General features: G+C 54.1%; 17 protein-coding genes. 6 read left to right on the forward strand and 11 right to left on the reverse strand.

Going from position 1 to position 18,933, the window contains the following annotated elements; genetic code table 11:
- Window positions 1-8 precede the first annotated feature (8 nt).
- Entirely contained in the window at window positions 9-1,157 is a 1,149-nt protein-coding gene (locus EHV07_RS16800) for a DUF1624 domain-containing protein (RefSeq protein ID WP_147199133.1), read from the forward strand.
- On the opposite strand, the gene EHV07_RS16805 is transcribed toward EHV07_RS16800, so the two are convergent.
- The 4 genes from EHV07_RS16805 to EHV07_RS16820 all read right to left on the reverse strand — a co-directional run bounded on the left by EHV07_RS16805 (window position 1,154) and on the right by EHV07_RS16820 (window position 5,386).
- Window positions 1,154-2,236 (reverse strand): DUF1176 domain-containing protein, encoded by a 1,083-nt coding sequence (locus EHV07_RS16805; RefSeq protein WP_147199134.1) that lies wholly within the window; start codon window positions 2,234-2,236, stop codon window positions 1,154-1,156. The genes EHV07_RS16800 and EHV07_RS16805 overlap by 4 nt on opposite strands.
- Before the next feature lie 367 nt (window positions 2,237-2,603).
- Window positions 2,604-3,188, reverse strand: coding sequence for a GDP-mannose pyrophosphatase NudK (nudK, locus tag EHV07_RS16810; protein ID WP_147199135.1), 585 nt, complete (start codon window positions 3,186-3,188; stop codon window positions 2,604-2,606).
- A 121-nt stretch (window positions 3,189-3,309) separates the two neighbouring features.
- A complete protein-coding gene (gene ansP / locus EHV07_RS16815) occupies window positions 3,310-4,797 on the reverse strand; it encodes an L-asparagine permease (protein ID WP_147199136.1) in 1,488 nt (495 codons plus the stop codon).
- 313 nt (window positions 4,798-5,110) lie between these two features.
- Window positions 5,111-5,386 carry a YdgH/BhsA/McbA-like domain containing protein gene (locus tag EHV07_RS16820; RefSeq protein ID WP_147199137.1) on the reverse strand — a complete coding sequence of 92 codons (276 nt, stop codon included), beginning with the start codon at window positions 5,384-5,386 and terminating at the stop codon, window positions 5,111-5,113.
- Window positions 5,387-5,747: 361 nt separating this feature from the next.
- Here EHV07_RS16820 and narQ point away from each other — a divergent pair, with 361 nt between their 5' ends.
- Together narQ and acrD are read left to right on the forward strand one after the other, a co-directional pair.
- A complete protein-coding gene (gene narQ / locus EHV07_RS16825) occupies window positions 5,748-7,418 on the forward strand; it encodes a nitrate/nitrite two-component system sensor histidine kinase NarQ (protein WP_147199138.1) in 1,671 nt (556 codons plus the stop codon).
- Between the two features lie 181 nt (window positions 7,419-7,599).
- Complete coding sequence (acrD, locus tag EHV07_RS16830) at window positions 7,600-10,716, forward strand: multidrug efflux RND transporter permease AcrD (protein ID WP_147199139.1); 3,117 nt, start codon at window positions 7,600-7,602, stop codon at window positions 10,714-10,716.
- A 94-nt stretch (window positions 10,717-10,810) separates the two neighbouring features.
- Here acrD and ypfM read toward each other — a convergent pair whose 3' ends face one another.
- A complete protein-coding gene (gene ypfM, locus EHV07_RS25215) occupies window positions 10,811-10,873 on the reverse strand; it encodes a protein YpfM (protein ID WP_147200655.1) in 63 nt (20 codons plus the stop codon).
- 272 nt (window positions 10,874-11,145) lie between these two features.
- Window positions 11,146-11,340 (reverse strand): hypothetical protein, encoded by a 195-nt coding sequence (locus EHV07_RS16840; protein ID WP_147199140.1) that lies wholly within the window; start codon window positions 11,338-11,340, stop codon window positions 11,146-11,148.
- A gap of 134 nt (window positions 11,341-11,474) precedes the next feature.
- Between EHV07_RS16840 and EHV07_RS16845 the strand changes: the two genes are divergently transcribed.
- From EHV07_RS16845 to EHV07_RS16855, 3 genes are read left to right on the forward strand one after another with little or no spacing between them, the layout of a single operon-like run.
- The gene (locus EHV07_RS16845; protein WP_147199141.1) at window positions 11,475-11,831 is read left to right on the forward strand and encodes an ArsC family reductase; all 357 of its coding nucleotides are present in this window, start codon (window positions 11,475-11,477) and stop codon (window positions 11,829-11,831) included.
- 2 nt (window positions 11,832-11,833) lie between these two features.
- A complete protein-coding gene (gene dapE / locus EHV07_RS16850) occupies window positions 11,834-12,961 on the forward strand; it encodes a succinyl-diaminopimelate desuccinylase (protein ID WP_147199142.1) in 1,128 nt (375 codons plus the stop codon).
- 9 nt (window positions 12,962-12,970) lie between these two features.
- Window positions 12,971-13,159, forward strand: a complete 189-nt coding sequence (locus EHV07_RS16855) for a YpfN family protein (protein ID WP_147199143.1) — start codon at window positions 12,971-12,973, stop codon at window positions 13,157-13,159.
- Window positions 13,160-13,192: 33 nt separating this feature from the next.
- Here EHV07_RS16855 and ypfH read toward each other — a convergent pair whose 3' ends face one another.
- The 5 genes from ypfH to bamC all read right to left on the reverse strand — a co-directional run bounded on the left by ypfH (window position 13,193) and on the right by bamC (window position 18,920).
- Window positions 13,193-13,885: an esterase gene (ypfH, locus tag EHV07_RS16860; RefSeq protein ID WP_147199144.1), complete on the reverse strand. Its 693-nt coding sequence runs from the start codon at window positions 13,883-13,885 to the stop codon at window positions 13,193-13,195.
- A 43-nt stretch (window positions 13,886-13,928) separates the two neighbouring features.
- Window positions 13,929-15,962: a tRNA(Met) cytidine acetyltransferase TmcA gene (locus EHV07_RS16865; RefSeq protein ID WP_147200656.1), complete on the reverse strand. Its 2,034-nt coding sequence runs from the start codon at window positions 15,960-15,962 to the stop codon at window positions 13,929-13,931.
- Between the two features lies 1 nt (window position 15,963).
- The gene (locus EHV07_RS16870) at window positions 15,964-16,824 is read right to left on the reverse strand and encodes a neutral zinc metallopeptidase (RefSeq protein ID WP_147199145.1); all 861 of its coding nucleotides are present in this window, start codon (window positions 16,822-16,824) and stop codon (window positions 15,964-15,966) included.
- Window positions 16,825-17,020: 196 nt separating this feature from the next.
- Entirely contained in the window at window positions 17,021-17,734 is a 714-nt protein-coding gene (gene purC / locus EHV07_RS16875; protein ID WP_147199146.1) for a phosphoribosylaminoimidazolesuccinocarboxamide synthase, read from the reverse strand.
- Window positions 17,735-17,885: 151 nt separating this feature from the next.
- Window positions 17,886-18,920 carry an outer membrane protein assembly factor BamC gene (gene bamC / locus EHV07_RS16880; RefSeq protein ID WP_147199147.1) on the reverse strand — a complete coding sequence of 345 codons (1,035 nt, stop codon included), beginning with the start codon at window positions 18,918-18,920 and terminating at the stop codon, window positions 17,886-17,888.
- Window positions 18,921-18,933 lie beyond the last annotated feature (13 nt).

Below are 18,933 nucleotides of genomic sequence, written 5' to 3' on the forward strand. Positions count from 1 at the left end.
TTGTGAATATGCCTCACTCGCTTTCCCAACGTCTAATCGCTATTGATGCCCTGCGCGGTCTGGTGATGTTGCTCATGCTGCTCGACCACGTCCGCGAAACTTTTTTTCTTCATCAACAGGTCAGCGATCCTATTGACGTCACCAGTACCGATCCGCTGCTGTTCCTGATGCGTACGCTCGCCCACCTCTGCGCACCGACCTTTGTTTTTTTAACCGGGCTGTCTGCCATGCTCTATCACCAAAAGGTGCAGGATCGCCGTTTGACCTCGCTGTTTTTGTTTAAGCGGGGCCTGGTGCTGATTTTACTGGAGCTGGTGCTGGTGAATTTCGGCTGGACTTTTCAGTTTCCGCCACAGGTGATTTACTTACAGGTGATCTGGGCGCTGGGACTGAGCATGCTGGCGCTGGCCGCTCTGCTGTGGCTGCCTGAAACGGTATTGTTAGCGGTTGCGCTGGCCATCGTCGCCGGGCATAACCTGCTGGATCCGATTGTTCTGTCAACGGAGACGCCGCTGGGAATGCTCTGGGCCGTGTTACACCAGCGAGGCTGGATTGAGCTGGGCGAGAGCCTGCGGATGCGCACCTCTTATCCGGTGCTGCCGTGGATTGGCACTATCGCACTCGGCTACCTTGCCGGGTTGCTTTATCGCCCTCCGGTTGCAGCCGATAAGCGAGTCAACGCCCTGCGGCTTCTCTCACTGGCAACGCTGGTGCTGTTCTTCGGTCTGCGTTTTTTAAACGGCTACGGCGAAAAACCCTGGCAGCCTGGCGAGAACGTCACCCAGACGATGATGAGCTTTTTCAATCTCATCAAATATCCGCCTTCGCTGCTGTTTCTCTGCCTGACAGTGAGTATTGCTCTGGCTCTGCTGGCGGCATTTGAACGGCTGCAACAGCATCGAAGTATGGTGCTGCTGGCACAGTTTGGCGGCGCGCCAATGTTTATGTATCTGTTACATCTTTATCTGCTGAAAGCGATGTATCTGGGTGCGCTTGCCGTCTGGGGGAAAAATCACGGCGACGGGTTCGGCTTTAATGAGGTGTGGCAGGTGGCTGCCGGGGCGGTTGTACTCGGCGTAATCATTTTCTGGCCGGTACGTGCTTTTGCTGCTTTTAAAGCCCGCCGCCGCGATATCCCCTGGCTTAAGTATTTTTAATCACCCACCGCCGGAGCATCAGCTGCGGATGTCTCACGGGTTTCACTGGTCCACAGCGTGGGCCAGTCATCGCTACTGTGCCAGGCGTCACAGGTGCCCTCTTCCGCATATTCAGCCAGCACAAATTCGCGGCCATTATATTGCCAGCGCGTGGCGGTGCCACAATCGCCCAGCCCGCGTCCTTTACTGTAGGTCAGCAGTTCGCTTTTGCTGGCATCGTACTGCGCGTTAATCAGCTCCAGCTTTTTGTCGCTATGGTGTGGCGGCACAAAAGGCAGCGTCAGGGTGAGCCCCCGGGCCACATAAGGCTGAGTGCGTGTGACTTCAAAAGCCAGATCGATAACGTTATAAGCGCCCATTTCACAACTCACCAGCAGTAACGCTTTTTTGTCGCTAAGGGGTGCCACGCTGACCTCGCGTCGCTGTGGATCCAGCGAGCAACGATCGGTATTAACGCGCCAGGTGCCGAAGTCAATCAGGCCGGTGGTCTCTTCCTGAGTCAGTGCCTGCGGAACATTACGCGGAGCAGAAAGTGTCGGCTGCGCAGCCGGTGCCGGTACGTCGGTGCGGCTGCCGGGTTTAATCCACGCGCTGGTGCTGTTTACCCTTCCCTGCGTCTCATCCATCAGCAGCAGTGCCGCTTTCAAACCGTGTAAAGAGACAGATGAGCGTGGCCGATAGAGTAGCTGGATAGTGTTGGTATCCATCACCTGTAACAGAAACTCGTTGATAGAAATGGCGTGTGAGGTGCTCAGATGGTGAGTTTGCACATCCCAGTGCTTGAGATCGAGCCTGAGGCGCTGACCGTCGAGCAGCAAATTATCTTTCAGTGCCGCGCCGTTCAGTTCACCCGAAAAGCGGTTACCGTAATCAATGCGCAATAAAGGGCGATCGTCTGCGCCAGCCTGACGGCTGATGGTCATGACCAGCCCTTTATCGCCCGGAAAATTACGGGCTACACAGCTGTTCTGGTTATTACAGGTAATCTGCCAGTCAGAAAACGTTTTTTGTAAAGGTTCGCCATGCGCTGCCACAACAAAAAAAATTAGCACGAAAGGTAATTTCATCCAGTAACGCATTGATAACCTTTATCCCCGGGCGGCAGTGGAGCAGAGTGAAGCATAAGCATAGCGCAGTGATTGCCGGTCAGTGGCGTAAGTCAGCAACTGCGACAGCAATTTATGCACATCGTTAAACAGTTTCAAGCTGATTCTGGTCTCAAGCCAGAGGCTATCATGCCGCCTGGGATCGGTGCGCTCAATCAGATTAGTCGGACAAGGATCGCCCGATAGCGCCTGTTGCCGCAACCCCGGCAGCAGCCGGCTCGCTATTCTTATTCTCTTTGTCGGGATAAAAAACGTATTTCATCTTAATAAACAGGGCCAGTGCGATTAGTGTGATTGTTATCACTTTTTAAGCTGATAACGCGCACAGGGCCAATGCCGGCTACTGAGGAAGTTTCAGCCAGCCTTCAATGAAAGCATGCTGCAACAGCATAACGGTTTTAGCATCCCTGATGCGGCCATCCTTGAGCATGGCCCATGCCTGTGGAAACGAAATTTCCATCACGTCGATATCTTCATCATCCACGCCGCCGCCCTCATTCGCGCGGGTTGCGTCATTATACTCGGCGGCAAAAAAGTGCAGCAGTTCGGTTACGCCGCCCGGCGACATATAGAGCTCGTAAAGTTTCACCACTTCACCGACTTGATAACCGGTTTCTTCAATGGCTTCTTTACGGATACAGGCTTCCGGTGAGTCATCGTCCAGCAGCCCGGCGCAGGCTTCAATCAGCATGCCGCTTTGATTGCCGTTCAGCCAGGTGGCGATACGAAACTGACGCGTGAGGATCACGCTATTTTTCTTACGATTATAAAGCAGGATGGTTGCGCCATCGCCGCGATCGTAAACTTCGCGCTTATGCCGCAGCGTTACGCCATCTTTGTTGGTGAGTTCGTAGGTGAAATTGCGCAGGACAAACCAGTTTTCGGAGAGGATTTTATCTTTTATGACGTTGATTTTGACTGACATAGAGGCTCCATTGCGTTAAGCGGGACCCCATCATCTTAAGGTGAACGTTAGCGGAAAACTATCTTAAAGAAACCCGCCGCGCTCTGCTATTGCAGTCAGGGCGCGGCGGGTAATTCAGCGCTTAATGTGCTGACTTTTCGTGCAGTTCGTCAGCCTCTTCAGGCTCGTGGTGCTCTTCCTGAGCCAGCGCATTGGCGCGTTTACGCACGCCAAACCAGCCAAGAACCAGGATCACCGCAATCACCGGAATGGAAGCGATAGTGTAGGTGCCGTTCGGATAATCAAACGCCATCAGCACCAGTACGCTAACCAGGAACAGCAGCGTCAGCCAGGAGGTAAACGGCGCCCATGGCAGCTTAAAGCTTACGTCTTCCGCCTTGCCTTCTTTGATCGCTTTGCGCAGGCGCATCTGGCATACCACGATAAAGCCCCAGGAGGTGATGATACCCAGTGAAGCGATGTTCAGCACAATCTCAAACACGCGGGAAGGCACGATATAGTTGAGGTACACCCCAACAATATAAACGCCAATCGTCACCAGGATGCCCATGTAAGGAACCTGTTGACCGCTCATTTTTGACATGAACTTTGGCGCAGATCCCCCCATCGACATCGAACGCAGAATACGACCGGTTGAATAAAGGCCGGAGTTCAGGCTCGACAGCGCTGCGCTCAGCACCACGATATTCATGATGCTGCCAATGTAAGGCACACCCAGCTTCGAGAAGAAGGTCACAAACGGACTTTGGCCCGCCTGATAAGCGTTCCACGGCAGCAGCAGCACCAGCAGCACCACAGAACCGACGTAGAATAAACCAATACGCCAGATCACACTGTTAATGGCTTTAGGCAGCATGGTTTTCGGGTCTTTACACTCGCCCGCCGCCGTTCCTACCAGCTCAATAGAGGCGAAGGCGAACACCACTCCCTGTACCAGTACAAAGGCCGCCAGGATCCCATGCGGGAAGAAACCGCCGTTATCACTAATCAGGTGGAAACCGGTGGTGTTGCCATCCAGCATTTTACCGCTGCCCAGGAACACCACGCCGACAATCAGGAAGATAGCAATCGCCAGGACTTTAATTAGCGCAAACCAGAACTCCATTTCTGCAAACCATTTCACGCCAATCATATTCATTGTGCCGACAATCGCCAGCGCACCGAGGGCGAAAACCCACTGTGGAACGTCGCCGAAAGCGCCCCAGTAGTGCATATAAAGCGCTACTGCGGTGATATCAACAATGCCGGTCATCGCCCAGTTGACGAAATACATCCAGCCCGCCACGTAGGACGCTTTTTCGCCAAGGAATTCACGTGCATAAGAAACGAAGCTGCCGCTGGAAGGACGATGTAAAACCAGTTCGCCTAACGCACGCAGTATAAAGAAGGAGAAGATGCCACAAACCAGATAGACAATTGCCAGGGCCGGACCCGCAATTTGCAAACGAGCACCGGCACCAAGGAACAGGCCCGTACCAATCGCACCGCCAATAGCAATCATCTGCACGTGCCGGTTATCCATCGCTTTGTGATAGCCGGAATCATGAGAATTTAACCAACGTCGTCTTGCGGCGCGCTTGTCTGCAACCGCTTTTTTATCAGCTTTCATTTTCTTTCCTAATTATCCTGTCCACAGTGATAAGGCTGTCCTTCCTGGACATCCTGATTTCTGCCTTGCCAACCAAACGATTGCGTACAGACGCAAAAAATTCGGGCAAGTTCCCGCTTCCTGTAGTTATTATCTTGAGGGAAGAAGGAGAAATGCGGCGATGCATCCTAACCGTTCTGTAAAGCCGACGCAAAAAATCTGTGGTGGAAATCGTTAGGTTTTGTGATTCTGACTGAAGGACGCAAAAAAAACCGGCCGCATCTTGCGGTCGGTTCAGTGAAATCACTAAGGCTACACTGGGACTAACTGATACTTAACGGTAAATCTCGGCGTTACCACTCCACAGGCTGGAGTCGCCGGGGGTGTCGGCACGGATGATTCGATAATGGGTCGCACCCATCTCTTCTGCCTTTTGCGCCAGCTGCGCGGTGGCATCATCCAGAGAACCGCTTACGCCCTGCACGGAAACCGTGCCCATTTGTTGCAGATTCTGAGTCTGACTCTCATCGACCTGAGTGGCCGCTAAGGTTGAAAATGACGCTGTCGTTAAAAAGGCGGCGGCAATCAGACCGGCTAATTTCGTCTTCATAGGATGCTCCTCGTCGGGTCCTGCTGGACATTCATTTTGTTAACGTCAGTGATTATGAGCGACGCAATGAAAAGCAGCGTGGGCAGCAGGTAAAGGCGTTAAAGGAATGTGAAGCCTATGAAGATTTTTAAAAAGAAGCGTCAATGAAAGTTACATTTTTTATAGCCTGTAACTTTGTGTGAATGGCGTGGGCATAAATAGCTAAATATTGTCCTACTCTATTCCTCGCTACGCTTCGCTTCAAGCGATACGGCGCACAATTTTGATATTCGACAAAGGAGAGTGAGCTGCTGGCAAATGCCCCTTTTGATGACGTTATACTGCCGCTCGTTTGCACCCTGCTCAGCCTGAGGAAGGAAGAATGTTGAAACGCTCCGTCACCCGCAGCCTCGCCCGCACGCTCTTTGCCATTGTACTTCTCTCCGTTCTCAGCTCCACCCTGGCTTTATTGACGCTTTCCGCCAGCCTGCGCGATGCCGAAGCGATTAACATTGCGGGCTCACTGCGAATGCAAAGCTATCGACTGGCCTGGGATGCCGCAGCCGACTCAGCGGGCCTGGCCCATAATATCGATCTCTATCAGCAGACGGTCGAGGCACCGGTCCTGCACGCATTAGAACGTGCATGGGTCCCTGACAGCGTGAAGGCGCGTTATCACGCGCTACAGCTCAGCTGGCGCGAGCTACGCCCCCTGCTGCTGAGCGGTAACACCGCCAGCTATCAGCAAAATGTCTCTCGCTATGTTACTCAGATCGATCGGTTTGTACTGGCCCTGCAACGCTGGGCAGAATTGAAAATGAAACTGGTTGCCAGCGCCTGCCTGCTGGGATTTGTGGCGATTGCGCTGCTGGTGTTATGGACGCTGCGGCGGGTGAAAAAAGAAGTTGTTATCCCGCTACACCAGCTGGTGACGGCCAGTCAGCAGATCGAGCAGGCCAACTTCCATTATGCCCCGCTGGAGACAACGCTTCCCAACGAGCTGGGCGTACTGGCGCAAGCGTTTACCCATATGTCTGAAGCGTTGGAAAAACAGTACATCTGGCTGGAGCAGGCGGTGAAAGAGAAAACCCGCGATCTGCTTCAGGCCAATCGTCGGCTGGCGCTGTTATATCAATGTTCAGAAATGCTGCGCGGCCGAAACAGCCATGCTTACTCTGACGTTCTGCACCGGGTACGGGAACATGAAAATCTGCATGCCATAGCGCTGGTTGCGCAGCCTCAATGGCAGATTCAAATGGGCGAGCCATGTGCGGATCTCACCTGGCAAACGCTGCCGCTTGATTTGGCATCGGATAAGCACGTTGCCGAGCTGCGCTGGCAGGCGCAGGAAAGTGAGCCGCCGCTGATGCAGGGGCTGGCAACGATGCTGGCGCGTTCGCTACAGCTGGAAAATGCTGAGCAATCGATGCGGCACCTGTTATTAATGGAAGAGCGCGCCACCATCGCCCGTGAACTGCATGACTCCCTGGCCCAGTCTCTGGTTTATTTACGCATTCAGATGGTCCGCCTGAAGCGGGCAATGGGCGAGAGCAGCCCGCCAGCTCAGGCGATAACAGGAGAAATCGATCGGGCGCTTACTGAAGCTAATCGTCAGCTGAGAGAGTTACTCACCACTTTTCGCCTGTCGGTTGAACCCGCTGATTTGCTTACCGCTTTGCGGCAGGTCATCGCGCCGCTGCAAACGGAAGCGAAAATTCTGCTGGAGGGAGAACAGACGTTGCATCTTAGCGCGGCTCAGCAGGTACACGTCTTGCAGATCGTTCGGGAAGCCTTGCTGAATGCCATTCGTCATGCCAGCGCAACGCAAATTATCGTGCGCTGTATGCCGGACACAACCCCTAACCTGACCGTTGAAATTGAGGATAACGGGCCGGGGCTTAAAAAGCCTGAAGCACGACCGGGACACTACGGTTTGGCTATTATGCAGGAACGGGCCAGGAGCCTGCACGGAACACTCAAAATCAGCCAGTCTGCGGCGGGCGGGACAAAGGTCGCTTTCGTTTTTCCGCTCTCCGCTGAGGATTTTGCATGATAATTTACATATTCTCCTTATTTTCTCCACGATTATGCCGTTGGTGGCGGGTAGAGTGAAAGCTTAACCAATCCGGTTGAATAACCAGAAAAATTTGTTGCAGGCTGCTTGTTGCAGTGCCGTCAGGGTGCGCCGCCAGACGCAACGCCTTTCCGATAAATAGCCCGGAGTGCACCATTCAATGGCGAATTTTTTTATCGACCGTCCCATTTTTGCCTGGGTCATTGCTATTTTGCTGTGTCTGACTGGCGCACTGGCAGTATTTTCTCTGCCCGTTGAGCAGTATCCCGAACTCGCGCCGCCTAACGTTCGCATTACCGCCAATTATCCTGGTGCTTCTGCACAAACGCTTGAGAATACCGTCACGCAGGTCATTGAGCAGAATATGACCGGCATCGATAACCTGATGTACATGTCCTCTCAAAGCAGCAATACCGGGCAGGCGACCATTACGTTGACCTTCGTTGCGGGCACCAATCCGGATGAAGCGCGCCAGCAGGTGCAAAACCAGCTGCAAAGCGCGTTGCGTAAATTGCCTCAGGATGTTCAGTCGCAAGGGGTTACGGTAACAAAGACGGGTGATACCAATATTCTGATGGTGGCTTTTGTCTCCACTGACGGCAGCATGGACAAGCAGGATATCTCCGATTATGTCGCCAGTAATATTCAGGACCCGCTAAGCCGCATCGATGGCGTAGGCCAGGTTGATGCTTATGGCTCGCAGTACGCCATGCGCATCTGGCTCGATCCGAATAAAATGATCGACTATGCGCTGACCACCAGCGACATTGTCAGCGCTATCGAGTCGCAAAACAGCCAGGTCGCGGTCGGCCAGCTGGGCGGATTACCCTCTGTCGATCGCCAGGCGCTGAACGCCACCATCAACTCTCAATCGCTGTTAACCACGCCAGAACAGTTCCGCAATATTACGCTGCGGGTTAATCAGGATGGTTCAGAGGTGAAGCTCAGCGACGTTGCCAGCGTAGCGCTTGGGGCAGAGAAATATGATTTCCTCAGTCAGTACAACGGCCAGGCCGCATCAGGGCTTGGCGTAAAGCTCGCTTCCGGTGCTAACGAGCTGCAAACCGATGAGCTGGTGCGGGCGCGTATCGACGAGCTTTCCCATTTCTTTCCCCACGGTCTGAAGGCGGAAATTGCTTACGAAACCACGCCGTTTGTTACTGCATCAATCCGCGACGTCGTGAAGACGCTTATTGAGGCCATCATCCTGGTCTTTGTCGTCATGTATCTTTTCCTGCAAAACTTCCGCGCAACCTTAATTCCGACGATTGCCGTTCCCGTCGTGCTGCTGGGTACGTTTGCCATACTTTCGGCCTGCGGCTTCAGTATCAATACGCTCACCATGTTTGCCATGGTGCTGGCAATAGGCCTGCTGGTGGATGACGCCATCGTGGTAGTGGAAAACGTCGAACGCATTATGAGTGAGGAAGGTTTATCACCGCGTGAGGCCACCCGCAAATCAATGGGGCAGATTCAGGGCGCACTGGTGGGCATTGCGCTGGTGCTGTCCGCCGTGTTTGTGCCTATGGCTTTTTTTGGCGGCACCACCGGCGCCATTTACCGTCAGTTCTCCGTCACCATCGTTTCCGCCATGGTGCTTTCGGTACTGGTGGCGATGATCCTGACCCCTGCCCTTTGCGCCACGCTGCTTAAACCCCTGCCTGCGGGGCAACATCACGAGCGCCGGGGCTTCTTCGGCTGGTTCAACCGCATGTTTAACCGCAATGCTGCGCGTTACGAACGGGGCGTCGGTCGCATTTTATCAAAAGTCGGGCGCTGGCTGATTCTGTACGTCGTGATCATTGCGGGCATGGCCTTGCTGTTTCTGCATCTGCCCACTTCTTTTTTGCCGCTGGAGGATCGCGGCGTCTTTACGACCCAGGTTCAGCTGCCGCCAGGCTCCACGTTGCAGCAAACAAATAAAGTCGTGGATAAGGTCGAGCAGTATTACCTCACCCAGGAGAAAGACAATGTGGTCTCCGTTTTCTCAACCATTGGTGCCGGGCCGGGCGGTAACGGTCAGAACGTGGCGCGTATGTTTGTGCGGCTGAAAGACTGGGACGAACGCAGCGGCGCAGAAAATACCTCTTTTGCCATTATCGAACGGGCTACTGCGGCCTTTAAACGTATTCGCGAGGCTCGCGTTATCGCCAGCAGCCCGCCAGCCATAACCGGCATGGGTAACTCCGCCGGTTTTGATATGGAGCTTCAGGATCATGCGGGGCTGGGTCACGATGCGTTAATGAAAGCGCGCGACCAGCTGTTGGCCGAGGCCGAAAGAGATCCCTCGCTGGCCAGGGTTCGTCATAATGGTTTGGACGACACGCCACAGCTGAGAATCGATGTCGATCAGCACAAGGCGCAGGCGTTGGGCGTTTCTGTTGATGATATTAACGCTACGCTACAGACCGGCTGGGGATCGACTTACGTCAACGATTTCCTTGACCGGGGCCGGGTGAAAAAAGTTTATGTTCAGGCCGCCGCTCCGTTCCGTATGCTGCCGGACGACATCAGCAAATGGTACGTGCGCAACAGCAGTGGCAGCATGGTGCCTTTCACCGCATTCGCCTCCACCCGTTGGGAAACCGGTTCGCCGCGTCTGGAGCGTTATAACGGTTATTCCGCCGTAGAGATTGTCGGTGAATCCGCCAGCGGCGTCAGTACCGGTACAGCAATGGATGTTATGGAAAAGTTGGTCAACAAGCTGCCCACCGGCTTTGGCTTGCAGTGGACCGGCGCTTCTTATCAGGAGCGCATGTCCGGTACCCAGGCGCCCGCGCTGTACGCCATTTCGCTGCTGGTGGTTTTTCTGTGTCTCGCCGCACTCTATGAAAGCTGGTCAATTCCCTTCTCGGTTATGCTGGTGGTGCCGCTGGGCGTGGTGGGTGCGCTGGTGGCAACCTGGCTGCGCGGTTTGGAGAACGACGTTTACTTCCAGGTCGGTCTGCTCACCGTGATTGGTTTGTCGGCGAAAAATGCCATCCTGATCGTTGAGTTCGCCAATGAGATCAACAGCAAAGGACAGGATTTGTTAGCGGCCACGCTGGAAGCCTGTCGCCAGCGTCTGCGTCCGATATTAATGACCTCGCTGGCCTTTATTTTCGGCGTGCTGCCGATGACCATTGGTCAGGGTGCGGGTTCCAGCAGTCAGCATGCGGTAGGAACAGGCGTGATGGGCGGTATGATTTCCGCAACGTTATTAGCGCTTTTCTTTGTGCCGATCTTCTTCGTGTTAGTACGGCGGCGCTTTCCGATAAAAGAGAAGCCGGTCACATAACGAATAAAGGCAGCCCGCAGGCTGCCTTTGTTATATTCGGATACTGAAGGTAAAGCTTGTTGATGTTGTCGCCGAGCTTTTCTTTATGAATGTGTTACTTACGAGTCAACATCACTTCGATAAAGTCTTTCCAGTTCCCCAGTTCTAAATCAATCATAAGTCACCTCTCGTTTTAGTGACGCCATTATAAGATTATTCCTAAAGCAAAGTGAACATCTTTCGTTCAACAACGCATCAACAAAACCAGGATTTATCCGAATATGTGGTGCGACGCACAGTTTAACCGATATGATTACCCAGGCAATTAATAGCAGTGTCATCATAAGGTTAGAAAGGTTTTTCTCATCAGAAAGAGGCGCTAAAAGAGAGGGAATATCACCAGTACTGGCTGTCAAGTGAGAGGGGAGAAACCTCCCCTCAGAATCGCTGTTATTTCAATACGATGATTTTATCGTAACCGCCGCTTTCGCTGTCGATATGGGTTTTGGCTTCCGGATGTTCTGCCAGCACCGCCTCCACAATGTGATTGAACTCATCGCAGCGGCTCTCTCTTTTCCGGGCGATCACAATTGTCGACTTCGTTTCTTCAACCGTATGGGCGGAAGACGCTTTCATATAGTTCATATTGTCCCTCCTGATGCTAACTCTCTGTTAAACGTGCCGTCTTCCGTGCCTCTCAGGCGTATCCGTTGTAAACTAAGCGCCTGAGCAGTATCGAATATAGATGAAACCCACAGAAAAAAGAAGGGAACCCCGCCATGCTGACGATGTACGGCATTAAAAATTGCGACACCATCAAGAAGGCGCGAAAATATTTAGAAGCCCGGGGCGTGAACTATCAGTTTCACGATTACCGGGCCGACGGACTGGATGCTGCACTGCTGCAAAAATTCATCGACCAGCTGGGTTGGGAAGCATTGCTGAACACGCGCGGTACGACATGGCGTAAATTAAGCGAAGAAACGCGCAGCGCGGTGAATAATGCCGCAGCGGCACGGGAAGTGATGCTGGAAAACCCGGCAATGATTAAACGCCCGTTGCTCTGTAGCGCCGACGGCTCTATGCTGCTGGGCTTTAGTGAAAATGCTTACCAGCCTATCGTGGAGAAGTCCTGATTATGTTCTGTCCGGTCATTGAGCTGACGCAGCAGCTTATTCGTCGCCCTTCCCTCAGCCCGGATGATGCCGGTTGTCAGGCCATTATGATGGAACGCCTGCGCGCGCTGGGTTTCACCATTGAACCCATGAATATCGGCGACACCCAAAACTTCTGGGCCTGGCGTGGTGAGGGCGAGACGCTGGCGTTTGCGGGTCATACTGATGTGGTACCCGCCGGGGATGCCAACCGCTGGATCAATCCGCCGTTTGAACCGACCATCCGCGACGGTATGCTTTACGGACGCGGCGCAGCGGACATGAAAGGCTCGCTGGCCGCAATGACGGTGGCCGCCGAGCGTTTTGTTGCCAGTCACCCCAATCATAAAGGACGGCTTGCGTTTCTGATTACTTCAGATGAGGAAGCCAGCGCCACCAACGGCACGGTTAAGGTTGTTGAAACACTGATGGCGCGCCGTGAACGTCTTGATTACTGTCTGGTCGGTGAACCGTCCAGTACCGAAATCGTCGGCGACGTAGTGAAAAATGGTCGCCGTGGTTCAATGACCGCTAACCTGACGCTGCACGGCGTTCAGGGGCACGTGGCCTATCCGCATCTTGCTGATAACCCGGTTCACCGTGCGCTGCCAGCGCTGAATGAATTAGTGGCGACAGAGTGGGATCGGGGCAATGAATTTTTCCCGCCGACCAGTATGCAGATTGCTAATGTTCAGGCCGGAACCGGCAGTAATAACGTTATTCCTGGCGAGTTTTTCGTGCAGTTTAACTTCCGCTTCAGTACCGAGCTGACCGACGAGCTGATTAAACAGCGCGTGCGGGAACTGTTAGACCGTCACCAGCTCCGTTATACGCTGGAATGGACGGTTTCCGGCCAGCCGTTCCTGACTTCAACCGGAAAACTGGTAGAAGCGGTGGTAAACGCCGTTGAGCACTATAATGAAATTAAACCGCAGTTGTTGACGACAGGCGGCACCTCTGACGGGCGCTTTATTGCCCGAATGGGTGCACAGGTTGTGGAGTTAGGGCCGGTGAACGCCACCATTCATAAAATCAATGAGTGTGTGAAAGCCGCTGATTTACAACTGCTTAGCCGTATGTACCAGCGTATTATGGAACAGCTTATCGCTTAAGGAGCAGATATGGAATTTCTCAAGCATTATTGGTGGCTGCTGGTCATTGTGTTGATGGTGGGCGTTCTGATGAACGTTTATAAAGACCTGAAGCGCATCGATCCTAAAAAGTATCTGGATAATAAACCGGATCTGCCGCCGCATCGTGATTTTAACGATAAGTGGGATGACGACGAAGACTGGCCGAAGAAGAAATAACATTTTCAGCAGGGGCATCCGTCCCTGCTTTTATCATCTCATTGGGATGACGTCATCATCACCCGGCGCGCTGCCGCTCAGGGCTTCATCGAAATAGCGTCGCGGCACCGTATAGTGCAGATGATCCAGCGCCGACTGCATGGCGCGCTGATCGACAGCATGCGGCAAATCTTCCACGATATTCAGCGTTACGTCCCCCCCCAGCGCCAGCAGCTGTGCTTCGGCTTCCAGCGCATGGCCTAACGGGACTTGTTCATCATCATCACCGTGGATCAAATGAATGGTGGTACGCTTTGTCACCGATTGTGGCGGGCTGGCATAACGTCCCGAGAAAGCAATTACCCTTCCCGCAAGGCCCGGCTGCGCCTTGATCGCCTCCAGCGCCATGGTGCTGCCCTGAGAAAAACCGATCAGCGCCGTTGCTTCCGCTTTTACGCCGCTCTGACGCTGCCAGTCCCGGATAATTTCAGTAAACGTTGCCATTACCGCATCGACTCGCTGCTGGTGATTTTCTTCGCTCAGATCGTCGACAGAATACCACTGACGGCCATGGACGCCAGAATCCGATGCGCCGACGCAGATCACCATCGCCTGTGGGAAAGAGTCGGCAAACCATTTGCCCAGATCGCCCATGGATATGGGGTTATCGCCCACGCCGTGAAATAACAGGAACAGCTGAGCCGGAGCGCTGACGGGACGCTGAACAACAAAATAGTCATGGTGCATGGTTTCCTCCTTAAAAAGCCTTACGCATCGCAACAGGAAAAGCTTAGCACTGCTGATTTTGCAGCAATATAGCGATATAGCGTTGCCAGTTTGCGCTGCGCTGCGGATCCAACCGGTTCATTGCCCGCTGCGTCTCCTGCCGCCAGCCAGCCAGTAGCGCTTTACGCCCCGACAGCCCGGACTGCTGAATGAGGCAGGTCGGAGAGAGCCGTTCAAGAACCGCGCCTTGTAATAATGGCAGCTCACGTGAGTCATTGCTGACCAGACGGCCAAGCGCGCCGATACTGGCTTCAAAAGGCCGATGCGCCCAGGCGAAACCGGCCAGATCCCGCCAGTCGTCTTCGTCCATTTTATTAACCGCGCCCGACTCGCTTGCGGTAAGCGTTAGCGCCAGGTCCACATCCCGCAGCTGAGGCCGCAGCCAGGGCCAGTCGCGGGCCAGTTTTCGCCTGCCTTTTTCTGCCAGCGCCCTGCCCGCTTCACTCAGCGGCAGGATGGCCATTGCGGTATAGCAGCCGCTGCTGGCCTCCGGTTTAGTGCCAAATCGCACCAGCTGAAAACCACAGGCCTGCCAGAAGCGCCATAAAACTTCAGTATAGCCAAAACTCACCGAGAGAAAATCCAGCCCTTCGGCATGCCCAAGGCTCTGCTGTATCATCTGACGACCGATGCCTCGCTGCCGAAGCGCAGGAGAAATGGCGATACGGCTGATGCGACGCGAAGCCAGGGTAGCGGCTTCCGGCCAGCCGCCGTGGGCCGCCAGCGACTGGGCAACCAGATTGCCTGCCGGTCGGCGTAGTCCTGCCCATACGGCCTCTGCCAGCCCGGCTGACAATCCGCCTTCATCCACCAGCCACAGCGCACCCTGCACCTGGTCACCTTGCAATGCAGCGCTGAAATGCATGCCGGGCGCATCCATCATGCGCCGTAAATCCAGCGGTGAGGTGCGGTAATGGGCGCTGGTCAGCAGGCGGTACATCGCCTCAAGCTGGGTAGCGCGGCCTTGCCATTCGTTTTGCTGAGGATAGCTAAAATCAATATCACGCTCGTCTGCAATTGGTTCCGCCTCGCTAAATAACGGCGTGTCATCAATAAAGCGTTCCAGCGGGTCGAACTGTGACCAGCGCAGCGGCTGCGCCAGCCTGAGAATTGTCGCCTCGGGTAAAGAAGCGCAGAACTTCAGCAAAAAGCCTCTCCCCGTCCCTTCATAACCCTGCAAGGTCGTGGTCAGCAGGACGCGTGGATAAAGATGAACCAGTTGATGAAGCATAGGGGTGGGAATGGCCGCCGCCTCGTCAATTACCAGCCAGTCGATATTTTCTGGCCGCTCTGCTGCGGTAAGCGCCAGTAGCCTGTCCGGGGCGATAAATTCAAACGCATCACCGGCAAATTTCGCCAGCACGTCCGTGGCAACTTTAGCCGGTGCGGAGATCAAACAGCGGCCCCGCCAGCGTGCGGCGAGGGTACCAGCCAGCGCTGATTTTCCTCTGCCACGTGGGGCAATCAGCACTGAAATGCCCGGATCGCTTCTCAGAAGCTGTTGTAATACTTGCTGCTGCTGAGAGGTATCATCCGGCTGCCATTCAGGGGTGGCTGGTGGCGAGGGCAACACAGGCGCATGATGCTGTCGCAGAAGCGCGACCTGCTCATCTGCCAGCAAGCGTTTCTGCAAGCGATGGATAAAGTTGGGCGTGGCAATCGGCGCGGAGGTTTCGCTCCAGCGCAGGGAATCAAGATCGGGCTGTGTGGGCCAGCTTTCCCATTCCGGAGCAAGGATGACCAGCCAGCTACCCGCTTTGAGGGTACCGGCCAGCACCGCCAGCGCTTCGGCATGGAAACCGTCGCGGGCGTCGAAGACCGCATGCAGAAACTCCTGTCCCAGCAGCGTTTTTGCAGCAGAAGGTTTGCAGTTCAGCGGCGTTTGCGGCGCATCGCCAATCCACAGCCAGTCTCCAGGCAGCAGGGAGATCCACTGCTGTGCCTGAAGCTGGCACCACTGCGCCTCGCCGCTAACGACCATCAGTCGCCGTAAGCCCTGGCGTTTTAGCCTTTCCGTTTGCTCAATAATGTTGCCCAGATCAGCCACTGAAGGTATCACACTGGCCAGGATTACCGCTGTCGTAGCCTTTTTTAAACCAGCTGTAGCGCTGTTGCGAGGTGCCATGAGTGAAGCTGTCCGGCACTACGCGCCCCTGACTTTTCTGTTGCAGGCGATCGTCGCCAATCGCTTCAGCCGCATTGAGTGCCTCCTGCAAATCCCCCGGCTCCAGAACTTCCTGCTGCTGCATATAGTGTCCCCAAACGCCCGCGAAGCAGTCAGCCTGTAGCTCAAGCTTCACGGAAAGTTGATTAACCTGCGTCTGAGATGCGCCCTGCTGCAACTGCCGTACTTTGGATTCGATACCCAGCAGCCGTTGTACGTGATGGCCTACTTCATGGGCAATAACGTAACCCTGTGCGAAATCGCCATCCGCACCCAGCTTGTTTTTCATTTCGTCATAAAAAGAGAGATCGATATAAACGGTGCTGTCCGTCGGGCAATAGAAAGGCCCCATTACCGACTGGCCGGTGCCGCAACCCGTTCGCGTAGCGCCACGATACATCACCAGTTTTGGCGGCGTATAGTTCTTCCCCATCTTCTGAAAGATTTTTTGCCAGGTATCTTCCGTTGTGGCGAGGATCACTGAAGTGAATTTTGCGGACTCGTCCTGTTGAGGATTGATTCCCTGCTGTTGTGAAGCCGGCTGAGAATAAGATGAGGTCTCTCCGGTCAGTAGCGGAGTTAAATCGTAGCCATAATAACCGGCAATCATTACCAGAATCAGAATGACAATGCCGCCCTTTCCACGGGGAATACGCATTCGTCCCGCGCCTACCGTACCGGATTCATTACGGCGATCTTCCACGTTATCGCTCTCACGGCGCCCTTGCCAACGCATAAATTACTCCTGGTGATCTTAAAGTTGTTCTGATTTTAGTCGTGCGAAAGCACTAACACCAGCATCGTGAATAACGGCAGGAAATTACTGACAGTGAGGGAACAGCAACGTTGGCCAGCGCGCGGCGGCCGAAGGCGTGATAAAACAGGAGAAAGCGTAAAATTAAGCTGCGGCCAGTCAGCCGCAGCCGAAAAAATCAGTCCAGCTTCACGCCAAGACGGTTAGCCACTTCTTCGTAGGCTTCAATCAGGCCGCCAAGACTCTGACGGTAGCGGTCTTTGTCCATCTTGTTCAGGGTTTCTTTATCCCACAGACGCGCGCCATCTGGTGAAAACTCATCGCCCAGGGTCACTTCGCCGTTAAACAGGCCAAATTCCAGTTTGAAGTCGACAAGGATCAGGCCAGCATCGGAGAACAGCTTGCTCAGCACATCATTCGCTTTGTAAGTTAATTCACGCATCCGCGCCAGGTTCTCTTTGTTCACCCAGCCGAAGGTTTCACAGTAGGATTCATTGATCATCGGATCGTGGCGGGCATCGTCTTTGAGAAACAGGTCGAACAGCGGCGGATTCAGGATTGTGCCCTCTTCCACGCCGAGACGCTTCACCAGTGAGCCAGCCGCACGGTTACGCACCACGCATTCAACAGGTACCATATCCAGCTTTTTCACCAGCGCTTCGTTATCGGACAGCAGCGCTTCCATTTGGGTTGGGATGCCTGCTTCCTGTAGCTTGCTCATGATGAAATAATTAAATTTATTATTAATCATCCCTTTACGATCAAACTGTTCGATACGCTCACCGTCCAGTGCTGACGTATCGTTACGGAATTCGAGTACCAACAGATCCGGGTTTTCGGTGCTGTAAACGGTTTTCGCTTTGCCGCGATACAACTCAGCTTGCTTTTTCATCTTGTCTAACTCCAAACGTGGATCCCCGTGGCTGACTGCTGGGGAATGAACCTATTGTGCGGTGGCTATTGTATGATCTGCGGCGAAAAAACCGAAGCAATCGTTTACGCAGCAGAAAATAAAAAAGGCCGGATAAATCCGGCCGGGTCGATTACTTGCTGAAGGCCGCCTGGAAAACCGCCACTAAGGCGTCATTCTGCGACTGGGTCAGCGAGTGACCTTTTGGATCGAGGAACTGCAGGCTGCTGCGGTTATCCAGATCGCCGACCTGCAACTTATAGTTGCCGTTTGGCAGACCCGGATCTTTCGCACCCAGGCTGTCCCAGGTTTCTTCTGAAGGCGCGCTGTAAGCCACGCTCAGACTGCCCTGCGAACGGTTCTGGTCTGAGGCTTTCATGCCGATGCGCTGAAGCGCTGCTGGCAGACGTTCCCAAACGGTGTTGAACGGCGCACGCACAATCAGATTTGGCAGGCCAGTATCATCCGCCCCGCTCTGCACATTGATCTGCGCAGCGCTGTTTTTCGCCGCGGAATCTTCACGAATGTTTTCGATCTTATCCAGACCCATGCTCAGCTCGTTGAGCATCTGGGCGGTATAACGCTGAAGCTGCACAGGAGAATTAACAACTTTATCTTCCTGTTGCAGTTCCAGCAGCTTAACGGTCAGCGCCTGCTGATAGCCCTGCTGCTGAACGGCGATCTGATAACGTCCGCGATACTGATGGTCTTCATCAGCACGGTTCCACTGCACCCAGTCAGTGGTCAGCGTCTGGCTGGCGTCGGTACGGCTGGCAATGGTGTAATTACGCGCCTGCACAATATCGACAACCTGCGGCCACAGCGCACCGTTACGGGCATTGTCCACCAGCAACACGCCGGAATTACCGGCAAACTGCGTGCGTGTGCCGTTCATCAACGCCAGCGGCTGGGCCGGTGGGCGGATATCCAGCTGTTTGCCGACGGCACCTTTGCTGCTCACGGAAGGAATGTCGAAATCACCATTTTGCAGCGGCAAAATCATCCCTGAAGGCGCATGCAGCTCGCTGATATCAGCCGCCTTCAGATAAGATTCGTCTCCGCTAACCTGCCGCTTGTAACGCTGGTCGCTGGAGCAAGCTGCCAGCAGCATCACCAGTGAAACACCAACCACTTTCGCGATCGCAGACTTTTGTACTGAGTAAGCCATTAATTCTCCCTAA

The organism is Pantoea sp. CCBC3-3-1 (genome assembly GCF_007981265.1).
Lineage (GTDB): Bacteria > Pseudomonadota > Gammaproteobacteria > Enterobacterales > Enterobacteriaceae > Erwinia.

Coding starts and splice junctions, on each gene's coding strand:
- EHV07_RS16800 (WP_147199133.1), top strand. CDS start 9: ATGCCTCACTCGCTTTCCCAACGTCTAATCGCTATTGATGCCCTGCGC.
- EHV07_RS16805 (WP_147199134.1), bottom strand. CDS start 2,236: ATGCGTTACTGGATGAAATTACCTTTCGTGCTAATTTTTTTTGTTGTG.
- nudK (WP_147199135.1), bottom strand. CDS start 3,188: ATGTCAGTCAAAATCAACGTCATAAAAGATAAAATCCTCTCCGAAAAC.
- ansP (WP_147199136.1), bottom strand. CDS start 4,797: ATGAAAGCTGATAAAAAAGCGGTTGCAGACAAGCGCGCCGCAAGACGA.
- EHV07_RS16820 (WP_147199137.1), bottom strand. CDS start 5,386: ATGAAGACGAAATTAGCCGGTCTGATTGCCGCCGCCTTTTTAACGACA.
- narQ (WP_147199138.1), top strand. CDS start 5,748: ATGTTGAAACGCTCCGTCACCCGCAGCCTCGCCCGCACGCTCTTTGCC.
- acrD (WP_147199139.1), top strand. CDS start 7,600: ATGGCGAATTTTTTTATCGACCGTCCCATTTTTGCCTGGGTCATTGCT.
- EHV07_RS16840 (WP_147199140.1), bottom strand. CDS start 11,340: ATGAACTATATGAAAGCGTCTTCCGCCCATACGGTTGAAGAAACGAAG.
- EHV07_RS16845 (WP_147199141.1), top strand. CDS start 11,475: ATGCTGACGATGTACGGCATTAAAAATTGCGACACCATCAAGAAGGCG.
- dapE (WP_147199142.1), top strand. CDS start 11,834: ATGTTCTGTCCGGTCATTGAGCTGACGCAGCAGCTTATTCGTCGCCCT.
- EHV07_RS16855 (WP_147199143.1), top strand. CDS start 12,971: ATGGAATTTCTCAAGCATTATTGGTGGCTGCTGGTCATTGTGTTGATG.
- ypfH (WP_147199144.1), bottom strand. CDS start 13,885: ATGCACCATGACTATTTTGTTGTTCAGCGTCCCGTCAGCGCTCCGGCT.
- EHV07_RS16870 (WP_147199145.1), bottom strand. CDS start 16,824: ATGCGTTGGCAAGGGCGCCGTGAGAGCGATAACGTGGAAGATCGCCGT.
- purC (WP_147199146.1), bottom strand. CDS start 17,734: ATGAAAAAGCAAGCTGAGTTGTATCGCGGCAAAGCGAAAACCGTTTAC.
- bamC (WP_147199147.1), bottom strand. CDS start 18,920: ATGGCTTACTCAGTACAAAAGTCTGCGATCGCGAAAGTGGTTGGTGTT.